17 protein-coding genes are annotated in these 20,956 nt (G+C 74.5%); 10 read left to right on the forward strand and 7 right to left on the reverse strand.

The features are described from left to right. Nucleotides 1-158: 158 nt before the first annotated feature. Nucleotides 159-995: an alpha/beta fold hydrolase gene (locus ASG05_RS10740; RefSeq protein ID WP_056260428.1), complete on the reverse strand. Its 837-nt coding sequence runs from the start codon at nt 993-995 to the stop codon at nt 159-161. 174 nt (nt 996-1,169) lie between these two features. Between ASG05_RS10740 and ASG05_RS10745 the strand changes: the two genes are divergently transcribed. The 3 genes from ASG05_RS10745 (at nt 1,170) to ASG05_RS10755 (ending at nt 4,554) form a co-directional block, all read left to right on the forward strand. Further along, nucleotides 1,170-1,397 carry a heavy-metal-associated domain-containing protein gene (locus tag ASG05_RS10745; RefSeq protein ID WP_056260429.1) on the forward strand — a complete coding sequence of 76 codons (228 nt, stop codon included), beginning with the start codon at nt 1,170-1,172 and terminating at the stop codon, nt 1,395-1,397. Beyond that, complete coding sequence (locus ASG05_RS10750) at nt 1,394-3,841, forward strand: cation-translocating P-type ATPase (protein ID WP_082486643.1); 2,448 nt, start codon at nt 1,394-1,396, stop codon at nt 3,839-3,841. The genes ASG05_RS10745 and ASG05_RS10750 overlap by 4 nt, the downstream gene beginning before the upstream one ends. 437 nt (nt 3,842-4,278) lie before the next feature. After that, nucleotides 4,279-4,554 (forward strand): zinc-ribbon domain-containing protein, encoded by a 276-nt coding sequence (locus ASG05_RS10755; RefSeq protein ID WP_056260430.1) that lies wholly within the window; start codon nt 4,279-4,281, stop codon nt 4,552-4,554. Nucleotides 4,555-4,647: 93 nt separating this feature from the next. On the opposite strand, the gene ASG05_RS10760 is transcribed toward ASG05_RS10755, so the two are convergent. Beyond that, a complete protein-coding gene (locus ASG05_RS10760; RefSeq protein ID WP_157490185.1) occupies nt 4,648-4,890 on the reverse strand; it encodes a hypothetical protein in 243 nt (80 codons plus the stop codon). A gap of 145 nt (nt 4,891-5,035) precedes the next feature. Between ASG05_RS10760 and ASG05_RS10765 the strand changes: the two genes are divergently transcribed. Next, a complete protein-coding gene (locus tag ASG05_RS10765; RefSeq protein ID WP_056260432.1) occupies nt 5,036-6,265 on the forward strand; it encodes an ROK family transcriptional regulator in 1,230 nt (409 codons plus the stop codon). Nucleotides 6,266-6,446: 181 nt separating this feature from the next. On the opposite strand, the gene ASG05_RS10770 is transcribed toward ASG05_RS10765, so the two are convergent. The 4 genes from ASG05_RS10770 to ASG05_RS10785 form a co-directional block, all read right to left on the reverse strand. Continuing rightward, complete coding sequence (locus ASG05_RS10770) at nt 6,447-8,759, reverse strand: alpha-galactosidase (RefSeq protein WP_056260433.1); 2,313 nt, start codon at nt 8,757-8,759, stop codon at nt 6,447-6,449. Between the two features lie 78 nt (nt 8,760-8,837). Beyond that, nucleotides 8,838-9,311, reverse strand: a complete 474-nt coding sequence (locus ASG05_RS10775; RefSeq protein WP_056260434.1) for a BLUF domain-containing protein — start codon at nt 9,309-9,311, stop codon at nt 8,838-8,840. 120 nt (nt 9,312-9,431) lie between these two features. Beyond that, the gene (locus ASG05_RS10780) at nt 9,432-10,811 is read right to left on the reverse strand and encodes an MFS transporter (RefSeq protein WP_056260435.1); all 1,380 of its coding nucleotides are present in this window, start codon (nt 10,809-10,811) and stop codon (nt 9,432-9,434) included. Nucleotides 10,812-10,827: 16 nt separating this feature from the next. After that, the gene (locus tag ASG05_RS10785; protein WP_056260436.1) at nt 10,828-12,045 is read right to left on the reverse strand and encodes an MFS transporter; all 1,218 of its coding nucleotides are present in this window, start codon (nt 12,043-12,045) and stop codon (nt 10,828-10,830) included. Nucleotides 12,046-12,202: 157 nt separating this feature from the next. On the opposite strand from ASG05_RS10785, the gene ASG05_RS10790 reads away from it, so the two are divergent. The 4 genes from ASG05_RS10790 (at nt 12,203) to ASG05_RS10805 (ending at nt 15,011) form a co-directional block, all read left to right on the forward strand. Beyond that, a complete protein-coding gene (locus ASG05_RS10790; RefSeq protein WP_056260870.1) occupies nt 12,203-12,736 on the forward strand; it encodes a sugar O-acetyltransferase in 534 nt (177 codons plus the stop codon). A gap of 2 nt (nt 12,737-12,738) precedes the next feature. Then, nucleotides 12,739-13,293, forward strand: coding sequence for a TetR/AcrR family transcriptional regulator (locus ASG05_RS10795; RefSeq protein ID WP_056260437.1), 555 nt, complete (start codon nt 12,739-12,741; stop codon nt 13,291-13,293). 220 nt (nt 13,294-13,513) lie between these two features. Continuing rightward, nucleotides 13,514-13,966 carry a hypothetical protein gene (locus ASG05_RS10800; RefSeq protein WP_056260438.1) on the forward strand — a complete coding sequence of 151 codons (453 nt, stop codon included), beginning with the start codon at nt 13,514-13,516 and terminating at the stop codon, nt 13,964-13,966. Nucleotides 13,967-14,051: 85 nt separating this feature from the next. After that, a complete protein-coding gene (locus ASG05_RS10805) occupies nt 14,052-15,011 on the forward strand; it encodes a helix-turn-helix transcriptional regulator (RefSeq protein WP_082486644.1) in 960 nt (319 codons plus the stop codon). Between the two features lie 422 nt (nt 15,012-15,433). Here ASG05_RS10805 and ASG05_RS10810 read toward each other — a convergent pair whose 3' ends face one another. Next, complete coding sequence (locus tag ASG05_RS10810; RefSeq protein ID WP_056260440.1) at nt 15,434-16,654, reverse strand: polysaccharide pyruvyl transferase family protein; 1,221 nt, start codon at nt 16,652-16,654, stop codon at nt 15,434-15,436. Between the two features lie 370 nt (nt 16,655-17,024). Here ASG05_RS10810 and ASG05_RS10815 point away from each other — a divergent pair, with 370 nt between their 5' ends. Both ASG05_RS10815 and ASG05_RS10820 read left to right on the forward strand, forming a co-directional pair. Then, nucleotides 17,025-19,427, forward strand: coding sequence for a glycosyltransferase (locus tag ASG05_RS10815; protein ID WP_056260441.1), 2,403 nt, complete (start codon nt 17,025-17,027; stop codon nt 19,425-19,427). Next, nucleotides 19,424-20,932, forward strand: a complete 1,509-nt coding sequence (locus ASG05_RS10820; RefSeq protein ID WP_056260873.1) for a glycosyltransferase — start codon at nt 19,424-19,426, stop codon at nt 20,930-20,932. The genes ASG05_RS10815 and ASG05_RS10820 overlap by 4 nt, the downstream gene beginning before the upstream one ends. Nucleotides 20,933-20,956 lie beyond the last annotated feature (24 nt).

Raw genomic sequence — 20,956 nt, forward strand, 5'->3', positions numbered from 1 at the left:
CGAGTCCCGGTTCGTTACCCGCTCGTGATCTTCACCCCCGAACGAGGGCCAGCCCCCGGGCCCACGCGGAAGAGGCACACAGGCCGCACGCGCGGGAGGCGCGGTGCCGGTCCTCGAGACCGGCACCGCGCCTCCTGGGGGTCGCGTCGCGAAGAGTGTTACTTCTTCAGGAACTCCAGCACCACGCGGTTGAACTCCTCGGCGTCGCTGACGTTGGCACCGTGCGGTGCGCCCTCGATGACGTGCAGCTCCGAGCCCGCGACGGCGGCGTGCGTGCGGGCGCCCGACCCCTCGTAGGGAACCGTCGCGTCGCCGTCACCGTGGATGACCAGCGTCGGCACGGTGACCTTGGTCAGGTCGTCACGGAAGTCGGTGTTCGCGAACGAGGCCATGGCCTCGAGGGCGGCGGGCTTCGAGGCCTGCTTGGCGAGGCGCAGGGCGTCCTGGCGGTCGGCCTCGGACACCTTGAGCACACCGTCGACCGAGAAGAAGCCGGTCGTGAACTCGTCGTAGAACGAGTCCTCGTCCTTGGTCAGGCCGGCTGTCATGTCGGCGGCGGCCTCCTTGGTGAGGGGGCCGTCCGGGTTGTCGTCGGTCTTCATCAGGTACGGCGGCACGGCCGAGGCGAAGACGACGCTGTGCAGGCGCTCGGCGCCGTACTTGCTGAAGTAACGGGCGACCTCGCCGCCACCCATCGAGAAGCCGACGAGCGTGACGTCCTGCAGGTCGAGTTCGGTGAGGACGGTGTGCAGGTCCTCGGTGAGGTGGTCGTAGTCGTAGCCGGTCTTGGGCTTGTCGCTGCGTCCGAAACCGCGGCGGTCGTAGGTCACGACGCGGTAGCCGGCCTCGACGAACGCGGGGACCTGCTTGCTCCAGGACTCGCCCGACAGGGGCCAGCCGTGGATGAGGACGACGGTGCGGCCCGAGCCGCCGGTGTCGTCGACGTGGAGGTTCGTGTCCTTGAAGAGGCCGTGGTGTGCGGTGATCTCGGTCATGGTCGGGTGCCTTCTCTCTCCCGCCGGGTGGGCGGGCTCCCCTCTGTTCGTAGTCCGCGTCACCGGGCGCCGCCTCGACGCGGAGGCTTCTCGGAGGTGGGGGACAACCGGCCGAGCCCCTGGCCGTGATACCCCTAGGGGGTATAACCTGAGGGCCGATCGAGAGGACCGCGCATGACCGACTCCACCATCACCACCCTGCAGGTCGACGGCATGACCTGCGAGCACTGCGTCGCCAGCGTCACCGAAGAGCTCTCCGAGGTCGACGGCGTCGACTCGGTCGAGGTCGACCTGAACCCGGGAGGCGCGTCGACCGTCTCGGTCTCGGCCGACGCCACCGTCGAGCACGACCAGCTGCGGGCCGCCGTCGAAGAGGCCGGCTACCAGCTGTCCGCACGATGACCACCGCAGGAGGCGCGGGTCGGCCGGGCGGGAGCGTCCCGCGGGCCACCGCACCGCTCGACGCGGCCGAGCGCGACGCCGTGAAGCCGGACGCCGTGCAGCCGGGCGCCGTGCAGCTCGACATCAGCGGCATGACCTGCGCCTCCTGCGCGAACCGCATCGAGCGCAAGCTCAACAAGTTGCCCGGCGTCGAGGCGTCGGTGAACTACGCCACCGAGAAGGCCCACGTGCGGGTCGTGGCCGGTGCGGCCGACGAGGCACGCGACGGCGGCCCCGGGGTGCCCGACGTCGCGGCGCTCATCGCCACGGTGGCCGCGGCGGGGTACGGGGCCACCGTGCCCGCGCCTCCTGCGTCCTCGCCCGACGGCGCGTCCGGCGCGGACGGCGTCGCCCCCGACGCCCGGGCCGCCGAGGTCGACGCGCTGCGGCACCGCACCCTGGTCAGCGCCGCCCTGGCGCTGCCGGTCGTCGTGCTCTCGATGGTGCCGGCGCTGCAGTTCACGAACTGGCAGTGGCTCGCGCTGACCCTGGCGGCGCCGGTCGCCGTCTGGGGCGCCTGGCCGTTCCACCGCGCCGCCGCCGTGAACGCGCGGCACGGTGCCGCCACCATGGACACCCTCGTCAGCGTCGGCGTGATCGCCGCATTCGCCTGGTCGCTCTGGGCGCTCTTCTTCGGCGACGCCGGTCGACCCGGCATGCACATGTCGTTCAGCCTGGTCGCGACGCACGGCGGCCCGACCGAGATCTACCTCGAGGTCGCCGCGGCGGTGACGGTGTTCATCCTGCTCGGGCGCTGGCTCGAGGCCCGCGCCAAGCGTCGCTCGGGCGAGGCCCTGCGCGCCCTGCTCGAGCTCGGCGCGAAGGAGGCCACCGTGCTGCGCGACGGTCAGGAGGCGCGGGTCGCCACCGCGAGCCTGGTGCCCGGCGACCTCGTGGTCGTCCGTCCCGGAGAGTCGATCGCCAGCGACGCCCTCGTGCGCGAGGGCACCTCGGCCGTCGACCTGAGCATGCTCACCGGCGAGTCCGTGCCCGTCGAGGTCGGCCCGGGCGACCGCGTCGTCGGGGCCACGCTCAACGTCGGCGGGCGCCTGCTCGTCGAGATCACCCGCGTCGGCGCCGACACCGAGCTCGCCCGCCTGGGCCGCCTCGTCGAGGAGGCCCAGAGCGGCAAGGCCGAGGTGCAACGGCTGGCTGACCGGGTGTCGGCCGTGTTCGTGCCGGTCGTCATCGGGCTGGCCGTGCTGACCTTCGTGGGCTGGCTGGCGTTCGGCGGGCTGGTCGGCGGATCGGTCGCCGGCGGTGCGGCGGGCGGGGCCGGCGGGTTCTTCACCGGGTCGCTGCAGACCGCGTTCACCGCCGCCGTCGCCACGCTGATCATCGCCTGCCCGTGCGCGCTGGGGCTCGCGACGCCGACCGCCCTGCTGGTCGGCACGGGCCGCGGCTCGCAGCTCGGCATCGTGATCCGCGGGCCGCAGGTGCTCGAGCGCACCCGGACGGTCGACACGATCGTCCTCGACAAGACCGGCACGGTCACGACCGGGCGCATGGGCGTGCGCGAGGTGGTCGAGGGCGAGGCCGGTGCCGACGACGTCCTGGCCCGGGCCGCCGCCGTCGAGTCCGGATCGGAGCACCCCGTCGCCCGCGCCGTCGAGGCCGAGGCAGCCCGCCGTGGCGTCCGCGTCCCACCCGCCGAGCAGTTCGCCGCGCACGCCGGTGCCGGCGTGCAGGCCCTGGTCGACGGCACGCTCGTGCTGGTGGGCCGCCCCGAGTGGCTGGCCGACGAGTGGTCGGTCACCGCGCCTCCTGAGCTCGAGGCGGCGTTCGCCGCGGCCGAGGCGACCGGGGCGACCCCCGTCGCCGTCGCCTGGGACGGCGTCGTGCGCGGAGTCGTCACGGTCGCCGACACCGTCAAGCCGGGTGCGCGCGAGGCCGTCGAGCGCTTCCGCCGCCTCGGCCTGACGCCGGTGCTGCTGACCGGCGACAACGAGGGCGCGGCCCGACACGTCGCGCGGCAGGTCGGCATCGACGCCGCCGACGTCGTCGCCCGCGCGACCCCCCGGCAGAAGGTGGAGGCGGTGGCCCGGTTGCAGGCGGACGGTCACGTCGTCGCGATGGTCGGCGACGGCGTCAACGACGCGGCCGCACTCGCCACGGCCGACCTCGGCATCGCGCTGGGCACCGGCACGGACGCGGCGATCGCGGCGGGCGACCTCACCGTCGTCAGCGGCGAGCTGGGCGGAGTGGCCGACGCGATCCGGCTGTCGCGGGCGACCCTCGGCACCATCAAGGGCAACCTGTTCTGGGCCTTCGCGTACAACGTCGCGGCGATCCCGGTGGCGATGCTCGGGCTGCTCAACCCCGTGCTGGCGGGCGCGGCGATGGCGGCGTCGTCGGTGTTCGTCGTGACGAACAGCCTGCGCCTGCGGAGGTTCCGCGCCGGCTGAGCGGCTGCGTGCGGCGCGCTGCGCAAGCGGCTCGTGTCGCACCGCCGGCTGGACGTCGCACCGCCTCGTTCGGCGGTGCGTTGCTCACCTCGCGGTGCGACACCCACTCGCCGCCAGTCGATCCCCGTGGATCGACGACCGATATGTAAAATGGTTGTCGGGTGTCGTCATCGCCGGAACGGCCCCCGGGCATGGCGAAGCCCGAGACCGTCCAACCGATCTCGGGCTTCGATGTGCTCTCCGTGAAGAGAACCAGGGACCCAACAGAGATCCCGCTTCATCTGATCGGAAGTGTAATCCCATGACGATCGACGTGCAAACGTCCACGTCACGGGTGGGTCCCTGGCTCTCTCGCGGTGTCCGCCGGCGCGAACACCGAGAGGAGGAGGCGGATGTCCGAGGACGACCGCCGACCGGGCCCGCCTAGGGTGAGGCGCATGATCATCTTCGGCACCAAGGGCACGAGTGCCCTGCTCGGCGTCCTCTTCTTCGTCTGCCGGGTCTGCGGCAACGAGGCTGCGCAGCGCCTGGTCAAGCACCGTCGATGGTTCACGCTGTTCTTCATCCCGGTGATCCCGTACTCGACGAAGCACGTCTACACCTGCGCCTACTGCGGGGCGGGCACCGAGCTCGACGCCGAGGCCGCGGGCCGGTTCCAGGCCGACGCCGAGCACGCGGCGGCGACCCGCGGCGGCCCGCAGCAGCAGGGCTGAGGCCGCGACCGGGTACCGCGCCACGAAGTGGACACCGCGCCATGACATGTCGTGGTGCCGTGTCCACGTCGTGGCGTGGTGCGGTCGGGGTGGTCAGGGCAGCGCGCGATACCAGCCGGCCACGCGGGCACGCAGGCCGACGCGGTAGGGCCGGCGCCGCGCCTCCTCGGGGGTGTCGTCGTCCGGAGCCGGAGCGAAGCCGACGGTCGCACACGCCGTGCAGACGAGCACGTGACGGTGCACCGAGAGGGCCGTGCCGTAGAACGGGTTCGGCTCGCGCCGGGTCGGTGCCGAGCAGAGGGTGCACGGGGGCAGCGCCTCGTCACCCGTCCGCATCGCCACACCTGATGTTCGGCCATCGGGTGGCGGTTCGTTGTCCCCCACTTCGGGTGCCGGGGTACGCCGCGGGGCGGCGACGACCCGCCGACCGGGCCGCGGGGCCGGAGTCAGGAGGCGCGGGTCGGCTGCATAGGATCGTCGCGTGACGGACTCCCGCGACACCGGCGCCGCACGGCCCTCCGCCGTCGGAGCGGCCGACCCGCACCCCCGCCCCGGAGTCGACGGCTGGGCCCCGCTCGCCGGCAGCGCGCAGGCCGTGGTGCTCGAGATCCTCGTGCACGGCCCCCGCCCCCGGACGCAGCTCGCCGAGCGCCTCGGCCTCTCGGGCCCGAGCCTCACGCGCATCACCAAGCCCCTGCTCGAGAGCGGCCTGCTCGTCGAGCGTGCCTCCCGGGCCGCCTCGGGCTCGGGCCGGCCGGCGATCCCGCTCGACCTAGACCCCGACGCGCACCACTTCGTGGGCGTCAAGCTGACCCACGACCGCCTCTTCGTCGTCGTCACCGACCAACGGGGCGAGGTGCTGTCCGAACGCGACGAGCGCCTCCCCGCCCCGTCACCCGACGCCGTCGTCGCCCAGATCGCCCGGGTCGTGAGCCGTGCCCGCGACCAGGACGACCGCATCCGTGCGCTGGGGGTCACCGTGGGTGGGCAGGTCGTCGACCGGGCCGTGGTCCGGCACGCGCCCTTCCTCGGCTGGGACGACGTGCCGCTCGCCGAACGGGTGACCGCCGCGGCCGGCCTGCCGACCTGGGTCGAGAACGACGTGCGCGCGCTCACGCAGGCCGAGCTCTGGTTCGGCGAGGGCCGCGGGCTGCGCTCGTTCGCGCTCGTCACGATCGGTGCCGGGGTCGGCCTCGGCCTCGTCGCCGCGGGCGAGGTGCTGGGCGGGGCGCACTCGTCGGCGGGCAGCATCGGCCACCAGCGCGTCGTCGTGCCGGCAGCTGTCCCGTCCGTCGCGCCCGCCCCCACCTGCGACCTCGGCCACCACGACTGCGCCGGAGCCTTCGTCACGGTGTCCGCCGTCGAAGCCGCCGCTGCTCGGGCCCTCGGCCGCTCGGTCGGCTACGACGACCTGCTCGACCTCGCCGCCGACGGGCACCAGGAGGCGCGGGTCGTCGTCGACGCCGCCGCCGACGTCCTGGGTCAGCTGATCGCCGGCGTCCTCAACGTGCTCGACCCCGAGGCGGTCCTGCTGTCGGGTGAGGGAGTGCGGCTCGCGACGGTCGCCGCCGCCGCGGTCGACCGCGCGATCGCGAGCAGCACGCACCAGTCGACGCCCGCACCCCGACTCGTCGTCCAGCGGTTCCGCTTCGACGAGTGGGCCCGGGGCGCCGCTGCCGTCGCGATCCAGATGCACGCGCTCGGTCGCTGAGAGCGTCCGCCGCGCTCGCCGCGCCGGCCGTCCTCGGAGCGCCACCCGCGCCTCCTGCGGGCCCCGCGCCTCACGTCCGCCGCGCTCGCCGCGCTCGCCGCGCGGAGAACCCCGAACACGAAGGCGAACCCCGATCGATCGGGGTTCGTCTTCGTGTTCGGGGTTCATCGCCCCGCACCCCTCACCCCTCGGCGGTGACCCGCAACAGCACCACCCGGTCGGGGAACGACGCAGGTGCCTGCAGCCCGACCACGGCCAGGGCGCGCCCGTCGAGCACGACGCCCGGGTACGAGCCGTCCGCGTCCGCCGCGCCCCACCACGGCGGCGGCGTCAGGCCGTGGTCGGGCGACCCGACGAGCACGGGGGCGACCCGGTAACGCCGTGACGGGTCGAGGCCGGGCAGGGGGACGCGGCCGAGCGGTGCGACGTCCGAGCGTCCGACGTACGCGAGGAAGAACAGCGCCTCGCTCGCGTCGGCCGCGACCGTGCCGTAGGTGAGCAACGACGGGTCGGCCTCGTCGACCCGCACGACGTCGCCCGTGTGCATCAGGTGGCGGTGCCGCTTGTAGAGGGCGATCCACTCGGCGAGGTCGCGGTTCTCGGCGTCGGTGGCCCGGGCGAGGTCCCACTCGATGCCGAGGTGGCCGAACAGGGCCGTGCCCGCCCGGAACGACAGCTCGTGCCAGCGGCCGGTCATGTGGCTGACGCCCGACGCGACGTGCGAGCCCAGCAGCTCGGGCGGCAGCAGCTGCATCGTCCACCGGTTCATCTGCTGCCGCTCGAGCGGGTCGATGCAGTCGCTGACCCAGACCCGGTCGGCCCGCTCGAGCACGCCCAGGTCGACGCGGGCGCCGCCGGACGAGCACGCCTCGATCTCGAGGCCGGCGAACCGCGCCTTGAGCTCGTCCATCAGCCGGTAGGCCGCCAGGGTCTGCTCGTGGACGCCCGCGGCGCCGGTCGGCCAGGTGCCGGCGTCGACCAGGTCGCGGTTGTGGTCCCACTTGAGGTAGGCGACGTCGTACTCGGTGAGGATCGCCGACATCTGGCCGAGCACGTGCGCGAACGCCTCGGGGTTGCCGAGGTCGAGCACCTGCTGGTCTCGCGACCGCGGGGGCAGGCGGTCGCCGGTCTGCAGGATCCACTCGGGGTGGGCGCGGGCCAGGTCGCTGTCCTCGTTCACCATCTCGGGCTCGAACCAGAGGCCGAACTCCATGCCGAGGCCGGTGACGTGGTCGATCAGCGGAGCCAGGCCGTCGGGCCAGACGTCGGCGTCGACCACCCAGTCGCCGAGTCCGGCGTGGTCGTCACGTCGGCCGTGGAACCAGCCGTCGTCGAGCACGTACCGTTCGACGCCGAGGGCGGCGGCCCGGTCGGCGAGGTCGCGCAGGCGGGCCAGGTCGTGGTCGAAGTAGACGGCCTCCCACACGTTGATCGTCGTCGGGCGCGGGCGGGTCGGGTGCTGCTCGCGCGACCGCAGCCAGCGGTGGAACCGTCGGGCCTGGTCGTCGAGGCCGTCGCCGTACGAGGCGTACACCCAGGGGCTGCGGTACGACCCGCCGACCTCGAGTCGCACCTCGCCCGGCAGCAACAGTTCGCCGCCGCCGAGCACCTGCGTGCCGGTCGACAGCCGCTCGGCGTAGTGACGGTGGCCGCCGCTGAAGCCGACGTGCAGGCCCCAGACCTCCCCAGAGCCCGCCCCGAAGCCGAAGCCCGGCACGCCGACGCTCAGCACGGTGGCGGCGTCGGGGCCGGTGCGGCCCTTCCGCCCCTCGCGCTCGTGCACGCCGACGACGAGCTCGCGACGCTGCGGGGTGCGCTCCCTGCCCCAGCGGCCGGCGAAGTCGAGGACCTCGCGCGCCCGCGGCGGCACCGGCAGCGCCAGGTGCAGGTCGGTCACCGTGTAGACGTCGGCGGCCGCGCTCGCGGCGTGGGCCGCCGAGCTCGCGGTGCGGGCCGACGCGTTGCCCGCCCGGCCGGCCACGTTCGTCAGCTCGGCCCGCATGCGGACGAGCCCGCTCCCGGTGAGCTCGACCTCGAGCACGAGGGCGAGCCCGGCGACCTCGTCGTGCGCGCCGACCGTGACGAGGGCGGCGCCCGCGTCGATCAGCACGGGGCCCGAGGAGGCGCGGGTCGTCTCGGCCCCGCCCGTCACGTCGAACGCGTCGACCGTGAACCGCGGCGACCAGTCGGCGCCGTCGGACCGGTGGCCGCCGACTCCCGGCTTGCCCGACCAGCCCGCGTGGTGCTCGGGCAGGATCGCCAGGCGCACGGGTTCGTCCATCAGGTTGTTGACGTACGGCGGCACGGCCGCGGCCGCGAGCGACCGCACGTCGTCGACGTCCGGCCGGCCGAGGGCGGCACCCCAGTGCACGACCGAGGGCAGCCGCCCGGCGGTCACGTCGAGCAGCAGGCTGACGCCCGCGCTGCTCAGGTGGACGAACGCGTCCGGTGCGCCCGAGGGTGCGACGGCGGGCGACGAGAGGGGGTGCGACACGGTGGCTCCAGACGGCGAGACTTACTTTCGTCCTGAAAGTATCCCCGACGTCGAGCCGACGTCACAACCCCGTCGGGGTCAGGAGGCGCGGGGCGCGAAGAGCTCGTCGGTCACCGTGGTCGGCTGCTCGCGGAACCAGCGCAGCAGCGTGCGCACCTTGTAGGCGGACGACGGCGACAGGCCGCCCGTGCCGTCGACCATCTCCGCCGTGGCGGCGTCGAAGACGTCGGCGTAGCCCGGGATCGACGAGGCGAGGTCGTCGGTGACGGCCCGGTAGCCCATCGTCCACGCGGGGAACAGCCGGTCCGGGACGTGCTCGTCGACGATCGTGTTCACACCCGTGTGCCGGGGGTCGCGCGCGATGACCGCGAGGCGCGCTCGCACCGCCTCCTCGGGCCCCTCGAGCACCTGGATGAAGCGGCCCTCGCGGTGCAGCAGCATGCCGGTGATGCCCTGGCGGGCGTTGTTGGCGCGACTGGTCATCAGCAGGTTCGCGAGATCGTCGTCGGTGAACGGGTACGACGATCGGCTGACGTACACGGTGGACAGCACGGACGGGCCTCCTCGGGCTCTGGGCTCGACCGAGTCTGCCCGCCCGGCCGCCGCCGCGCCCTCCCCAGTTCTGGGTGCCCGGGTCGCGGGCGGTGCGACGTCGCTCCGACCCGTGCCGGGTCAGCTGCCGCGCGGCGCCGACCCGCGCGCCCGGCGCCCCTCGAGCACCCCGGCGAGCAGCACGACGGCCACCCCGACCACGGGCACGAGCAGCAGTCCGAACCGCAGCCCGACCGAGTCGGCGACGAACCCGACGATCGGCGGCGACGCCAAGAAGCCGAGCCGCAGCAACCAGCTGACCAGCGTCAGCCCCGTCCCGGCACGGAACCCGGGCAGGTTGTCCGCCGCGTGCATCGCTGCCGGGATCAACGTCGCGACGCCGAACCCCGCCGCCGCGAAGCCGACGATCGTGCCGACCACCGACGGGAACGCCAGGGCGACGCCCATCCCCACGGCGACGAACACGCCTCCGGCCCGGGCGACGGCCTTCTGTCCGAAGCGGTCGACCATGCCGTCGCCAAGCAGCCGCCCGACGAACTGGGCCCCCTGCAGCGAGACGAACCCGAGGGCGGCGACGGTCACGCCGGCTCCGAGCGAGCCAAGGTAGAGCGCCGCCCAGGTGCTGCCCGCGTCCTCGACGACCGCGCCCGACGACGCGATGACGACGAGCGCGAGCAGCACTCCCCACTTCGCGACGAACCCGACCGAGACCGGGCGACCACCTCGAGCCGAGGAGGCGCGGGTCGCGTCCCCGGGGCCGCTCGCCACGGGTGCGGCGCCCGGCCCGGCGCCCGCCGTCACGTCGGCACCCGGTGCGACGGTCCCGTCGACGGACGCGGACGCAGCGGTACCGTCGGCCGTGCCCTCGGTCGACTCGGCCGCGCCCTCGGCCGGCTCGGGCCCGGCCAGCAGCAGCGGGTACGACACGAGCGCGACGATCGCGAAGATGACCGCCGACGCCCCGAGGTGCCACACGACCGGGATGCCGAGGCCCGCCGCGGCGCCGCCCATGAGGCCGCCGAGGACGGCGCCGATGCTCCAGACCGCGTGGAACGAGTTGAGGATCGACCGTCGGTAGCGGTATTGCACCCGCAGCCCGTGAGAGTTCTGCGAGACGTCGACGATGGCGTCCATCGCCCCCGCGAGCAGGAACCCCGCGGCGAGGAGTCCGCCGACGGGCGCGAGGCCGGCGAGCAGCACGGCGACGCCGGTGATCACGGTGCCGATCACGGCGACGCGGGACGACCGGAAGCGGCGGATGAGCCACCCGGCCCCGAGACCTGCGACGAGGGCGCCGACGGGGAACGCGGCGACCGCGAGGCCGAAGTCGGCGTTCGAGAGGTCGAGGCCGTCCTTGATGGCGGGGTAGCGCGGCAGGATGTTCGCGAACAGGGCGCCGTTGGTGAAGAAGAGCAGGGCGACGCCGAGTCGGGCTCGGCGGTCCTCGCGCGTCGGCACGGTGCGGGCCGGGGCGGCGGGAGAGGTCGTCGGTGACGTCATGGTGTACGAACGTACACTAAGGCCGGGCAGCCGAGGACCGCGCGCGGGGCCGCGCCGCCGACGTGATGAGCGAGGCGCCCACGACGACCACCAGGACGACGATCATCGCGCTCCGCAGCCCCACCTGCTCGCCGACGAAGCCGAGCAACGGCGGGCCGACCAAGAACGCCACGTAGGCCATCGTCGCGACCGCTCCGACCGCCGACGTCGGGTCGTCGCCGTCGGCCGCGGCCGAGACGGTCACCGGGAACCCCAGGGCGGCGCCCAGCCCCCAGAGCACGACGGCGACGCCCGCGACGACCACCGAGTCGGCGAACACCACGAGGGCGATGCCGACCGCCGAGACCAGGGCGCTCGCCCGCAGCACGGTCGCGTGGCCGAACCGGGCGAGCAGGGGTTCGCCGGCGAACCGCCCGACCGTCATCGCCGCCGCGAACGCCGTGAAGACGACCGTGCCGGCCGTCGGCGAGACGCCGTGCCCGTCGACGAAGAGCAGCGGCAGCCAGTCGTTGGCCGAGCCCTCGGCCAGGGCGAGCGCCAGCACGATCAGGCCGAGCAGCACGAGCCGGCGGTCGCGCCAGACCGCGAGCGACCCGGCGAGGCGGTCCCGCACCCCGGAGGCGCGCTCGGCCAGCGCGTCGGAGCGTCCCGTCGAGCGCGGCACGACCGGCACCGCCCAGGCCAGGGCGGCTCCGCCCGCGAGGGCGACCCCGAGCAGGTGCCACTGGACGGGCACGTGCGTCGCCGTGAGCAGGATGCCGAGGCCGGCGCCCGCGACCGTGCCGAGGCTGAAGCAGCCGTGCAGCACGGGCAGCACCGACCGCCCGGACGCGGTCTCGATGGCGGCGCCCTCGATGTTGACGGCGATCTCGGCGAGCCCGACGCCGGCCCCGACCAGGGCCAGGCCGACGAAGACGCCGGGCGTGAGCGAGAGCGACGCCGCGAGGCCGACGAGCGCGACGCCGACGACCAGCGAGGTGCCGCCGATCGCGACCGCGCGGTGGGCGCCGTGGCGGCGCACGATCGGCGCCGACGACAGGATGCCGCCCATCGACCCGACCGAGAGCCCGAAGATGACCAGGCCCATCCGGCCGGTCGACGCCTGCAGCAGGTCGCGGATGGCAGGGGTCCGCACGACCCATGAGGCCAGCGAGACGCCGACGACGGCCATGAAGACGAACACCGCCGCCCGACGTCGGGCGAGCTCGGGGCTGAACGGCGGGCGGGTGCTCATGGGTCCAGTGTGTACGTTCGTACGCTCGTCGTCTAGGGTGTCGAGCATGACCGCAGCCGACCAGACCGACGTGACCCGCGCCTCCTCGTCCGCCTCACCGGAGGTCGAGGCCACCCCCGACCACTTCGCCGGCGACCCGCGCACCAACCACGAGCGCATGCTCGCGGGTGACCTGTACGTCTCGGACGATCCCGACATCGCCGTGCAGCAGCAACGGGCGATCACGCTGCAGGCCCGCTTCGCCGCGGTGTACGCCGACGACGTCGACGCCGCACAGGCCGTCGCCCGCGAGCTGTTCGGCAGCCTGCACGAGACGGCGCACGTCCGGGCGCCCGTGTACGTCGACTACGGCAGCTTCGTCACGATCGGGGCCGGCACCTTCGTCAACTACGGGCTGACCGCGCTCGACGTCGCGCCGATCACCATCGGGGCCGACTGCCAGATCGGCCCGAACGTGCAGCTGCTGACGCCGACGCACCCGGTCGAGCCGCAGCCGCGCCGCGACAAGCTCGAGGCCGCGAAGCCGATCACCATCGGCGACAACGTCTGGCTCGGCGGCGGCGTCATCGTGCTGCCCGGCGTGACCATCGGCGACAACAGCGTCGTCGGCGCCGGGGCGGTGGTGACGAAGGACGTCCCGGCGAACGTCGTCGCCGTCGGCAACCCGGCGCGAGTGGTGAGGAGCCTCTAGCCGTGGGCACCACCCGACGCACCGAGCCCGACCGTCGCGACCGCCTGATCGACGTGACCCTCGACGTCGTGGCCGAGGTCGGCGTGGCCGGCGCCTCGCACCGCAAGATCGCGGCGCGTGCCGACGTGCCGCTCGGCTCGATGACGTACCACTTCGACGGCATGGACGAGTTGCTGCACGAGGCCTTCTCGCGCTTCGCCGAGACGATCATCGTGCGGTTCGAGGCGCGGCTCGGCGCCGCCACCAGCCGCGACGAGGCCAAGGAGGCGGTGGTCGCGTTGGTCCACGACGACCTCACCGGCCCTGCCGCGGTCCGCGACCAGGTGCTCAGCTACGAGCTCTACACGTTGGCCGCCCGCGAGCCCCGGTTCCGCGAGATCACCCGCGAGTGGATGCGACGCAGCCGGGTCGAGCTCGAGCGCCACTTCGACCCCGACACCGCCCGGCAGGTCGACGCGCTGATCGAGGGGCTCTCGATCCACCGCGCCCTCGACCCCTCGCCGCCGAGCCGGGAGCTGACCCGCGAGGCCGTCGAGCGCATCACGCGCGTCGCCTGACGGACGCGACCCGCGCCTCCTGGTGACGGGCGCCGGTGGCGCGGGTCGCGCCTCCTGCGTGCCTCGCGGCCGCATGGCCACAAACCGAACTGAGGGGCCCTCGAGGTGCACCGGCCGGTAGCTAGGCTGTCTAATGGCACAGGTGCAGCAGCTGCACGGCGGTCCTGATCACCCCGCACGCTTCTGATCACACCGCACCAGGACGAGAGTCGAGTACCCCGTGGACGCAGAGAGCGACGAGTCGCGCCGCGTACCCGGGCGGCCGGAACAACTCGACGCCGCGTTCGGCGACTTCAACGACGCCAGCGACTTCGGCCAGATCGGCGACGCGGCCCGCACGCCGGCGGCCGACCTGTTCTTCGGCGACTTCGCGCCCCCGCTCGACCCCGACCTGATCTTCGAGTGCTCGGCCTCGATCAACGGCGAGCACGGTGCCGTCGCCCTCTACGAGGACCGCGTCATCGTCGAGAGCCCCGACGAGCCCGACGGCGAGGCGGTCTTCGCGTCCGACTCCGTGCGGTCGTGGTGGCTGGTCGAGGGCGAGGCCTTCTTCGCGCTGGTGGTCGAGGCCGACGTGCTGCACCGCACGCGCCTGCCCTCGGGCTTCAAGGCCGTGCTGCGAGCCGCGTTCGCGAAGGCCTTCGGCCCGGCGACGACCCCGCCGGTCGCGTGAGCCCCGAGCCCCGTCGCCCCCGCTTCGGGGGTCCGGCCCGGTCGGGGCGTCCTTCCGCCGTCCCCGGCATGGCAGGATCACTCTGATGGAACCCGAACAGACTCTGCCCCCGGTGCGATCCGAGATGGGCGGCCGCGACCTGGACCAGGCGCGCGCTCTGTTCGAGGACACCTACAACGGCGCCGGGTTCCGCACCGACGCCCGGCAGGAGACCTTCGCCTACCGGTACACGACGGCCGGCGACTCCGAGATGACGCTGCGCTCGTCGATGTTCCTCGGCGACATCCGCGGGGCGATCCAGCCCGAGCGCGAATACGTCGTGGCGTGGATCACCGCGGGCGAGGGACGCGTCGACGTCGGGGCCGAGGAGGCCGCGTTCGAGATCGGCCGCCCGCTGATGTTCCCGACCGGCAAGGCGTTCGAGTTCGAGGTGCGCGAGTACCGCCAGAACCTCGTGCACTTCGACGCCGCCTACCTCGAGCGCATCGCGGCCGAGCACGAGGGCGCGCTCGCCGGGCCCCTGCAGTTCGACCACACCGCCGTGCCCGACCTGGGCGACCTGCGTCGCTGGCAGGCGACGATCACCAACGCGGCGAAGACCATCCTCGGTGGCGAGTCGACCGAGCTGCTGCGCTCAGAGCTCAACCGCCAGTCGGCGATCGCCCTGCTCAACACGTTCACGCACCGCTCGATCGACCTGCCGCCCGCGCTGCTCGCGCCCCGCAACGCCCGCCTGCGCGAAGCCGTCGAGTACCTGCACACCCACGCGCACCTGCCGGTCAACATGACGCAGGTCGCCGAGATCGTGCACCTCACGCCCCGCGGCCTGCAGCAGGCGTTCAGTCGGCAGCTCGGCGTCACGCCCACCGAGTACCTGCGCACGGTCCGACTCGACCACGTGCGGGCCGAACTGCTCGAGCTGGCCCCGGGCGAGGCCACCATCGCCGCGGTCGCCCAGCGCTGGGGCTTCACGCACCTGAGCCGCTTCACGGCCTCGTACGTCCAGCGGTTCGGCGAGTACCCCAGCGCGACCCTGCAGCACTGAGCCGGGGCCGGGCCCGGCCCGGCGCGTCGCCCACCACACCAGGAGGTGGGCACAGCACCACGACAAGGCCTGGCGCTGTGACCACGTGCTGGCGCGGTGCACTCGTTCTGGCGGCTGCCCACGCCGCGGCTCGGGGCCGGGGACTTGCGAGGGCGACCCGCGCCGCGCCTCCTCTGCTCCGTCGCATCGCAGGCTGCCCCGCCACGAGGTACACACGCCGCCACGACATCGCGTGGCGGCGTGTTTACTTCGTGGCGGGGTGTGGCCAGCTCGTCGCCCACCACACCAGGAGGTGGGCACAGCACCACGACGAGGCCTGGCGCTGTGACCACGTCCTGGCGCGGTGACGTCACCCGCGGGCGCGTGCCGTCACCCGGGGCGTGCGTGCCGTGCGGGGCCGGGCCCGGGAGGCGCGGGTCGCGTCAGGCGCGCAGGGCGGCGGCGACGCGGTCCCACCACGCGGAGGACGCGGCCCGGGTCTCGTCGAGGCTCCCGGCCCAGGCCGTCCGCACGCCGTCGCGTCCGGCCCACGTGGTCAGGGCGACCTCCTCGGCCTCGCCCGAGAGCAGCTGCGCGGCCGAGACGACGCTCGACTGGCCGAAGTTGCCGAGCGCACCGGTCAGCTTGATCGTCGTGTAGTCGTCGACCGCGAGCCCGACGGTCGGCACGCCGCCCGCGACGGCGAAGACGGCCGGGTGGTAGCGGCTGGTCAGGTGCAGGGCCGCGCCCCGGGCGAAGCGCGCCGCCGCGGGGGAGTCGGTCGTCGGCTCGACCCGCGCCGGCACGGTCAGCCGGTCAAGGACGGCCCGGTGCAGCAGCGAGTCGCCGCGCTCCTCGGTCGGGTCGAGCGACGCCCAGTGCGCGAGGAACACCACCTCGAGCCCCGCCTCGCCCGCGACCCGGTCGAGCAGCCGGGCCACGGCCGCCGCGAACTCGCCGCGGTCGGCGTCGCCCACGTGCGCCGACAGGCTGACCGCGAGGTACGGCGCGTCCGGCCCCGCCGAGCCGAGCGCAGGAGGCGCGGCGTCGGCCGCGAGGAAGCTCGCGTCGTCCACCGTCCCGACGGTCTTGGCGGCGTCGACCCCGAGCGAGCGCACCAGCTCGAGCGACGCGCCCTCGCGCAGCCCGACGAGGGCGGCGGCGTCGAGCAGCTCGGTGACGAGCTCTCGGTCCTCGCCGTCGAGGACGGGGCCGATGGTCTGCCCGCTGACCACCAGCGGCCTGCCGAAACGGCGGGCGATCAGCCCGAGGGTGTTGCGCTCGTAGACGTGCATCGGCCAGAGCGAGGCCATGTTGCCGCCGCCCGCGACGAGGACGCCGTCGGCCTCCCGGACGGCCTCGATCAGCTGCCAGGCCGGGTCGTCCTGGGGGAGGTGACCCGCGCCTCCGTCGATCGCCGACAGCACGCGGGCCCGGCGCTCGCGCTGGCCGAGTCGGCCACCGGTGGTCGCGGGGTGGAACCCGATCGCGGGCACGGCGTCGATGCCGTAGCGCTCGGCGGTCTCGGCCGGGTTCGACGAGACGCCGGTGATCGTGGCGCCACGGGCGCGCAGCTGCACGGTCGCCTCGTGGAACATCGCCTCGTCGCCGACGTGGACCATGCCGTCGAGCACGCCGACGTCTCCGATGGTGACGATTCGCACGGGTGGGGCCTCTCGCTGCGGGTCTCGGCAGCGGGATCGATGCCGCCCACGACGGTACCGGACCCCCGCGGCGCCGAACGCACCGGCGAGGACACCGACGAGCGCACCGCCGAACGGACACCGCACCGCGCACTGCCGTGGTGCCGTGTCCACTCGGCGGTGTCTTCGCGCGAACCGACCCCGCACCGACCCCGGACCGACCCCGCACCGACCCCGCACCGATAGGCCATCCGGCGGCGATAGGCTCCACCAGGCCCGGGGCACGCGGGCCGCCCCGCGCCCCGTGCGCCGCGCGCCGCACCCGCCACCACCGTCACACCCGCCACCCCGCACCACACCGCACCCCACCGCACCACCGAGAGGCACCGTCATGGGCATCCAGACCTCGCTCGACGCGATCCACGAGGCCGACCGCCTGGTCGACTCGATGCGCCTCGCCGACGACCTCGCCCTCGACGCGGCCCGCACCGGGGGCGCCCGCACGATCCGGGTGCTGCGCGGCGCCCTCGAGAGCGACGACCAGCTCGTCGCCATCGCCGCGACGAACGCCCTCGCCCAGGTGTTCGACGAGCAGGCCGACGTCGTGCTGAGCGACCTGCTGTCGAGCGACCGCACCTTCTTGCGCGAGCACGCCGCGTCGGCGCTCAGCCAGCGCCTGCCGCGCCACGACACGGTGGGCCGGCTGATCGGCCTCGTCGTCGCGGGCGGGTTCACGGGCATGGTCGCGCAGCGCACGCTCGAGCAGTGGTCGTCGTCCGCTCCGGCCGTCGTCGGCGTCGCCCTCGAGGGCACCCTGATCGGCGTGCACGAGCCCGGCGCGCGGTACCGCCTGGTCGAGACGCTCGGCCTCGTGCGGGCCCGCATCGCCTCGCGTCCCCTGTTGACGATCGCCCTCGACGCCGGTGAGGACGAGCACGTCCGCGTCGCCGCCGTCTCCGCCCTGGGGCAACGTCGCGGGGACCACGGGGTCGCGGCCGCCGTCCGCGAGCTCGCTCGCCACGACGGCTACCTCGGCGACGTGGCCCGCCTCTCGACGATCGACCTGTCGGCCCCGGACGAGGTGCCCGACGGCGACCGCCGGCGCGACCGCGGACTCGACCCCGAGCTCGACGGCACCGACCCGGCCGGTCGCGAGGGCCTCACCATCGCGCAGCTCTTCCTGCACGCCGACATCGATGCCGGGCTCACGCACGCCGGCAGCGGGGACAACGGCGGCATCGCGACGCTGCTCGTGCGACTCGGCGACGCCCTGGCCGCGGCGCCCTCCGCGTCCGACGGGCCGGGCGCCTCCTCGGGTCAGGCGGCCTCCGGCGCCGACGCCTTCGTCGCGCGCGAGGCCCTCGCCGCGCTCGCGGCCCTGAGCCCGGGAGGCGCGGTGGACGCACCCGGCGCCCGGGGCGTCGACCGCGTCGTCACCCTGTCGCGCGGCTCGGCCGACGCGGCGGTGGCGAGCGTGCACGACCTGGCGACCCGCGCCTCCGGGCACGTCTACGGGCGGGTGCCGCTGCTCAGCGACCCCGTCTCGTCGGCGACCGCCTGGCCGCTGCGGGTCGCCGCGCGCCGGGGCATCCGGCGGGTGCTGCGGGCCGCGGGCGGGGTCGACCTGCTGCACCTGCGGATGGCCGACGTGGGCAGCCTGGCGGCGGCCGACGTGGCGCGCGAGCTCGACATCCCCGTGGTGTTCACGGTCGCGCCCGACCCGCACGCCGTCATCCAGTCGCTCGACCTGTCGGGCGCCCTGACCCGCGAGACCTTCGGCGACGTCGACGAGGTCGAGCACTTCTGGTTCCGCACGCGACTCGTGCAGCAGCTCGCCTCGAACGCCTCGCACACCGTGCTCTTCCCCCGGCCGGAGCTCGAGCGCGACATGCGCGAGCTGGTCGGCATCGACGTCACCTCGCACCCCGAGCGGCACACGATCGTGCCAGAGGGCATCGACCTCGACGTGGTCGACCGCTCGGTCGCCGAGGCCGCCGAGCACGCCGCCGGACGCCCCGCGACCCCGCCGCTCGCCGAGCTGTGCGCCCTGCTCGAGTCGCTGCCGCCCGAGCGCCGCGGCCTGCCGCTGCTCGTCAGCGTCGGCCGCCTGCACCGGGTGAAGGGCATGGCGACGATCGTCGAGGCCTGGGCCGGCGGCGCGGCCGGCGCGCCCGGCGCCGCGGAGGCCGACGCCAGTGTCGACGGGGCCGACGCGCACGGGGTGCCGCTGCGCGACCGCGCGAACCTGCTGCTGATCGGCGGCGACCTCGAACACCCCAGCGCCGACGAGCGCGAACAGCTCGACCTGATCGACGCGATCGTCCCTGCGGGCCGGCAGCGCGCCTCCGGACTGTTGCTGCCCGGCCACCGCCCCAACGACACCGTCGCCCGCTGGGTCGCCGCGGCCCGGTTCGGCCTGCCGGGGCTGGCGGCTCCGCGGGGCGTCTACGTCTGCGGCAGCCTCAAGGAGGAGTTCGGCATCGCCCTGCTCGAGGCCATGGGCTCCGGCCTGCTCGTCGTCGCACCGCAGGGCGGCGGTCCGTCGACCTACGTGCGTCAGGGCGACACCGGCTGGCTCACCCGCACCTGGGACGTCGACGCCCTGCGCCAGGCCATGGGCGAGGCCCTGACCGCGGCCGCGGCCGAGACCACGGAGGCGCGCGCGGCTCGGTCGCGCGACACCGTCGAGCGGTCCTTCACGATCCAGGCCATGGCGCGGTCGCTGTCGGGCGTCTACGACACGGTGCACCACGACGAACTCGAGCAGCGCGAGTGGAGCGTGAGCGCACGATGACCCTGCTCGTCATCAGCCCCGACTACGCCTCGCACCTGCTGCCGCTCGCGACCCTGGCCACCGAGTGGCGCGACCGCGGTGAGCGCGTCGTCGTCGCGACCGGGCCGGCCACCGCCGCGATCGTCGAGTCGTTCGGCTTCGAGCGCGTGCACCTGCAGCTCGGGCGCGGCTCGAACCCCGGGGTGATCCGTGCCGAGGAGCAGGTCGCCGACGAGGACGCGTCGCTGCGCGGCTTCTTCGACGCCACCCGCCTCGGCATGGTCGAGACGCTGTCGTACCAGGCGCGCGAACGCCTCACCGACCTCATGTGGCAGCCGGTCGCGACGGCCCGCGCCGTGCTCGACGTGGTCGCCGCCGTCCGGCCCGACCAGATCGTGGTGGACCACCTCGCCTTCAGCGCCCGGCTCGCCCTCGTGGCCGGCGGCGTGCCGTTCGCCGACGTCGTGCTCGGCCACCCGACGGCGCTGCCCGTGGGCGACGAGGTCTACGGCTGCCCGCCCGAGTGGCCCGCCGCGTTCGGCGGGGCCGGTGCGGGTGCAGGTGCGAGTGCCGGGGCAGGTGCCGGGGCCGGGGCGGGTGCGGGTGCGGCGGGCGCCGCCGGACCCGCCGACGACTCGAGTCGCACCGCCGAATCGACGTCGCACCGCCACATTCGGCGGTTCGACGTTCAGTCGGCGGTGCCGTCCGCGACCGATGCCCGGTTCGACGCCGGGCCCGCTCCGGCGGGCATCGCGGGCCTGCGCGAGCTCTGCGAACGGGTCGACGCCTCGTTCACCGCCGAGTGGAACGCCGCCCTGGCCGAGCTCGCGCCACACCTGCCGCCGTCGACGAGCGCGTTCGGCGAGCACGGCGACCTGCTGCTCTACAACTACCCCGGCGAGCTCGCCGACCCGGCCCGCGACGCCCTGCTGCCGCCGCACGTCTGGCTCGGGTCGGCCGTCCGCGCCGAGCCCGTCGACGCCGAGGTCGCCGCCTGGCTGGCCGACGCCGACGCCGCCCCGTTCGTCTACGTCAGCTTCGGCAGCTTCCTGTCGGTGCGGTCCGACGTGCTCGGGCGCGTGGCCGAGGCCCTGCGGAGGGTCGGGGTGCGGGCGGCGATCGCGCTCGGTTCCGGGGCCCGCGCCGACCTCGGCGAGGTGCCGGCCGACTGGCTCGTCCGCGAGTTCCTGCCGCAGGTGACCCTGCTCGACGCGGCGGCCGCGGCCGTCACGCACGGGGGCAACAACAGCGTGACCGAGGCGATGACCGCGGGAGTGCCCGTGGTCGTCCTGCCGTTCTCGACCGACCAGTTCGCCGGGGCCGCGGCCCTCGAGCGCACCGGCGTCGGCGTCGCTCTGGCCCCTAACACGGCGACCGCCGACGAGCTGGCGGAGGCGCTGAGGCACGTGCTCGACCTGTCGACGCGTGACCCCGGTGCGGCCGGGCGCCTGGCCGGGCTGGCGTCGTCGCTGCGCGAGGCGCCCGGGCGGGCACGAGCCCACGCGGCGCTCACCGCGACCGGCTGACCGCCCCGGCCCGACTCCGGCCCG

The sequence above is a fragment of the Frigoribacterium sp. Leaf186 genome, assembly GCF_001423905.1.
Lineage (GTDB): Bacteria > Actinomycetota > Actinomycetes > Actinomycetales > Microbacteriaceae > Frigoribacterium.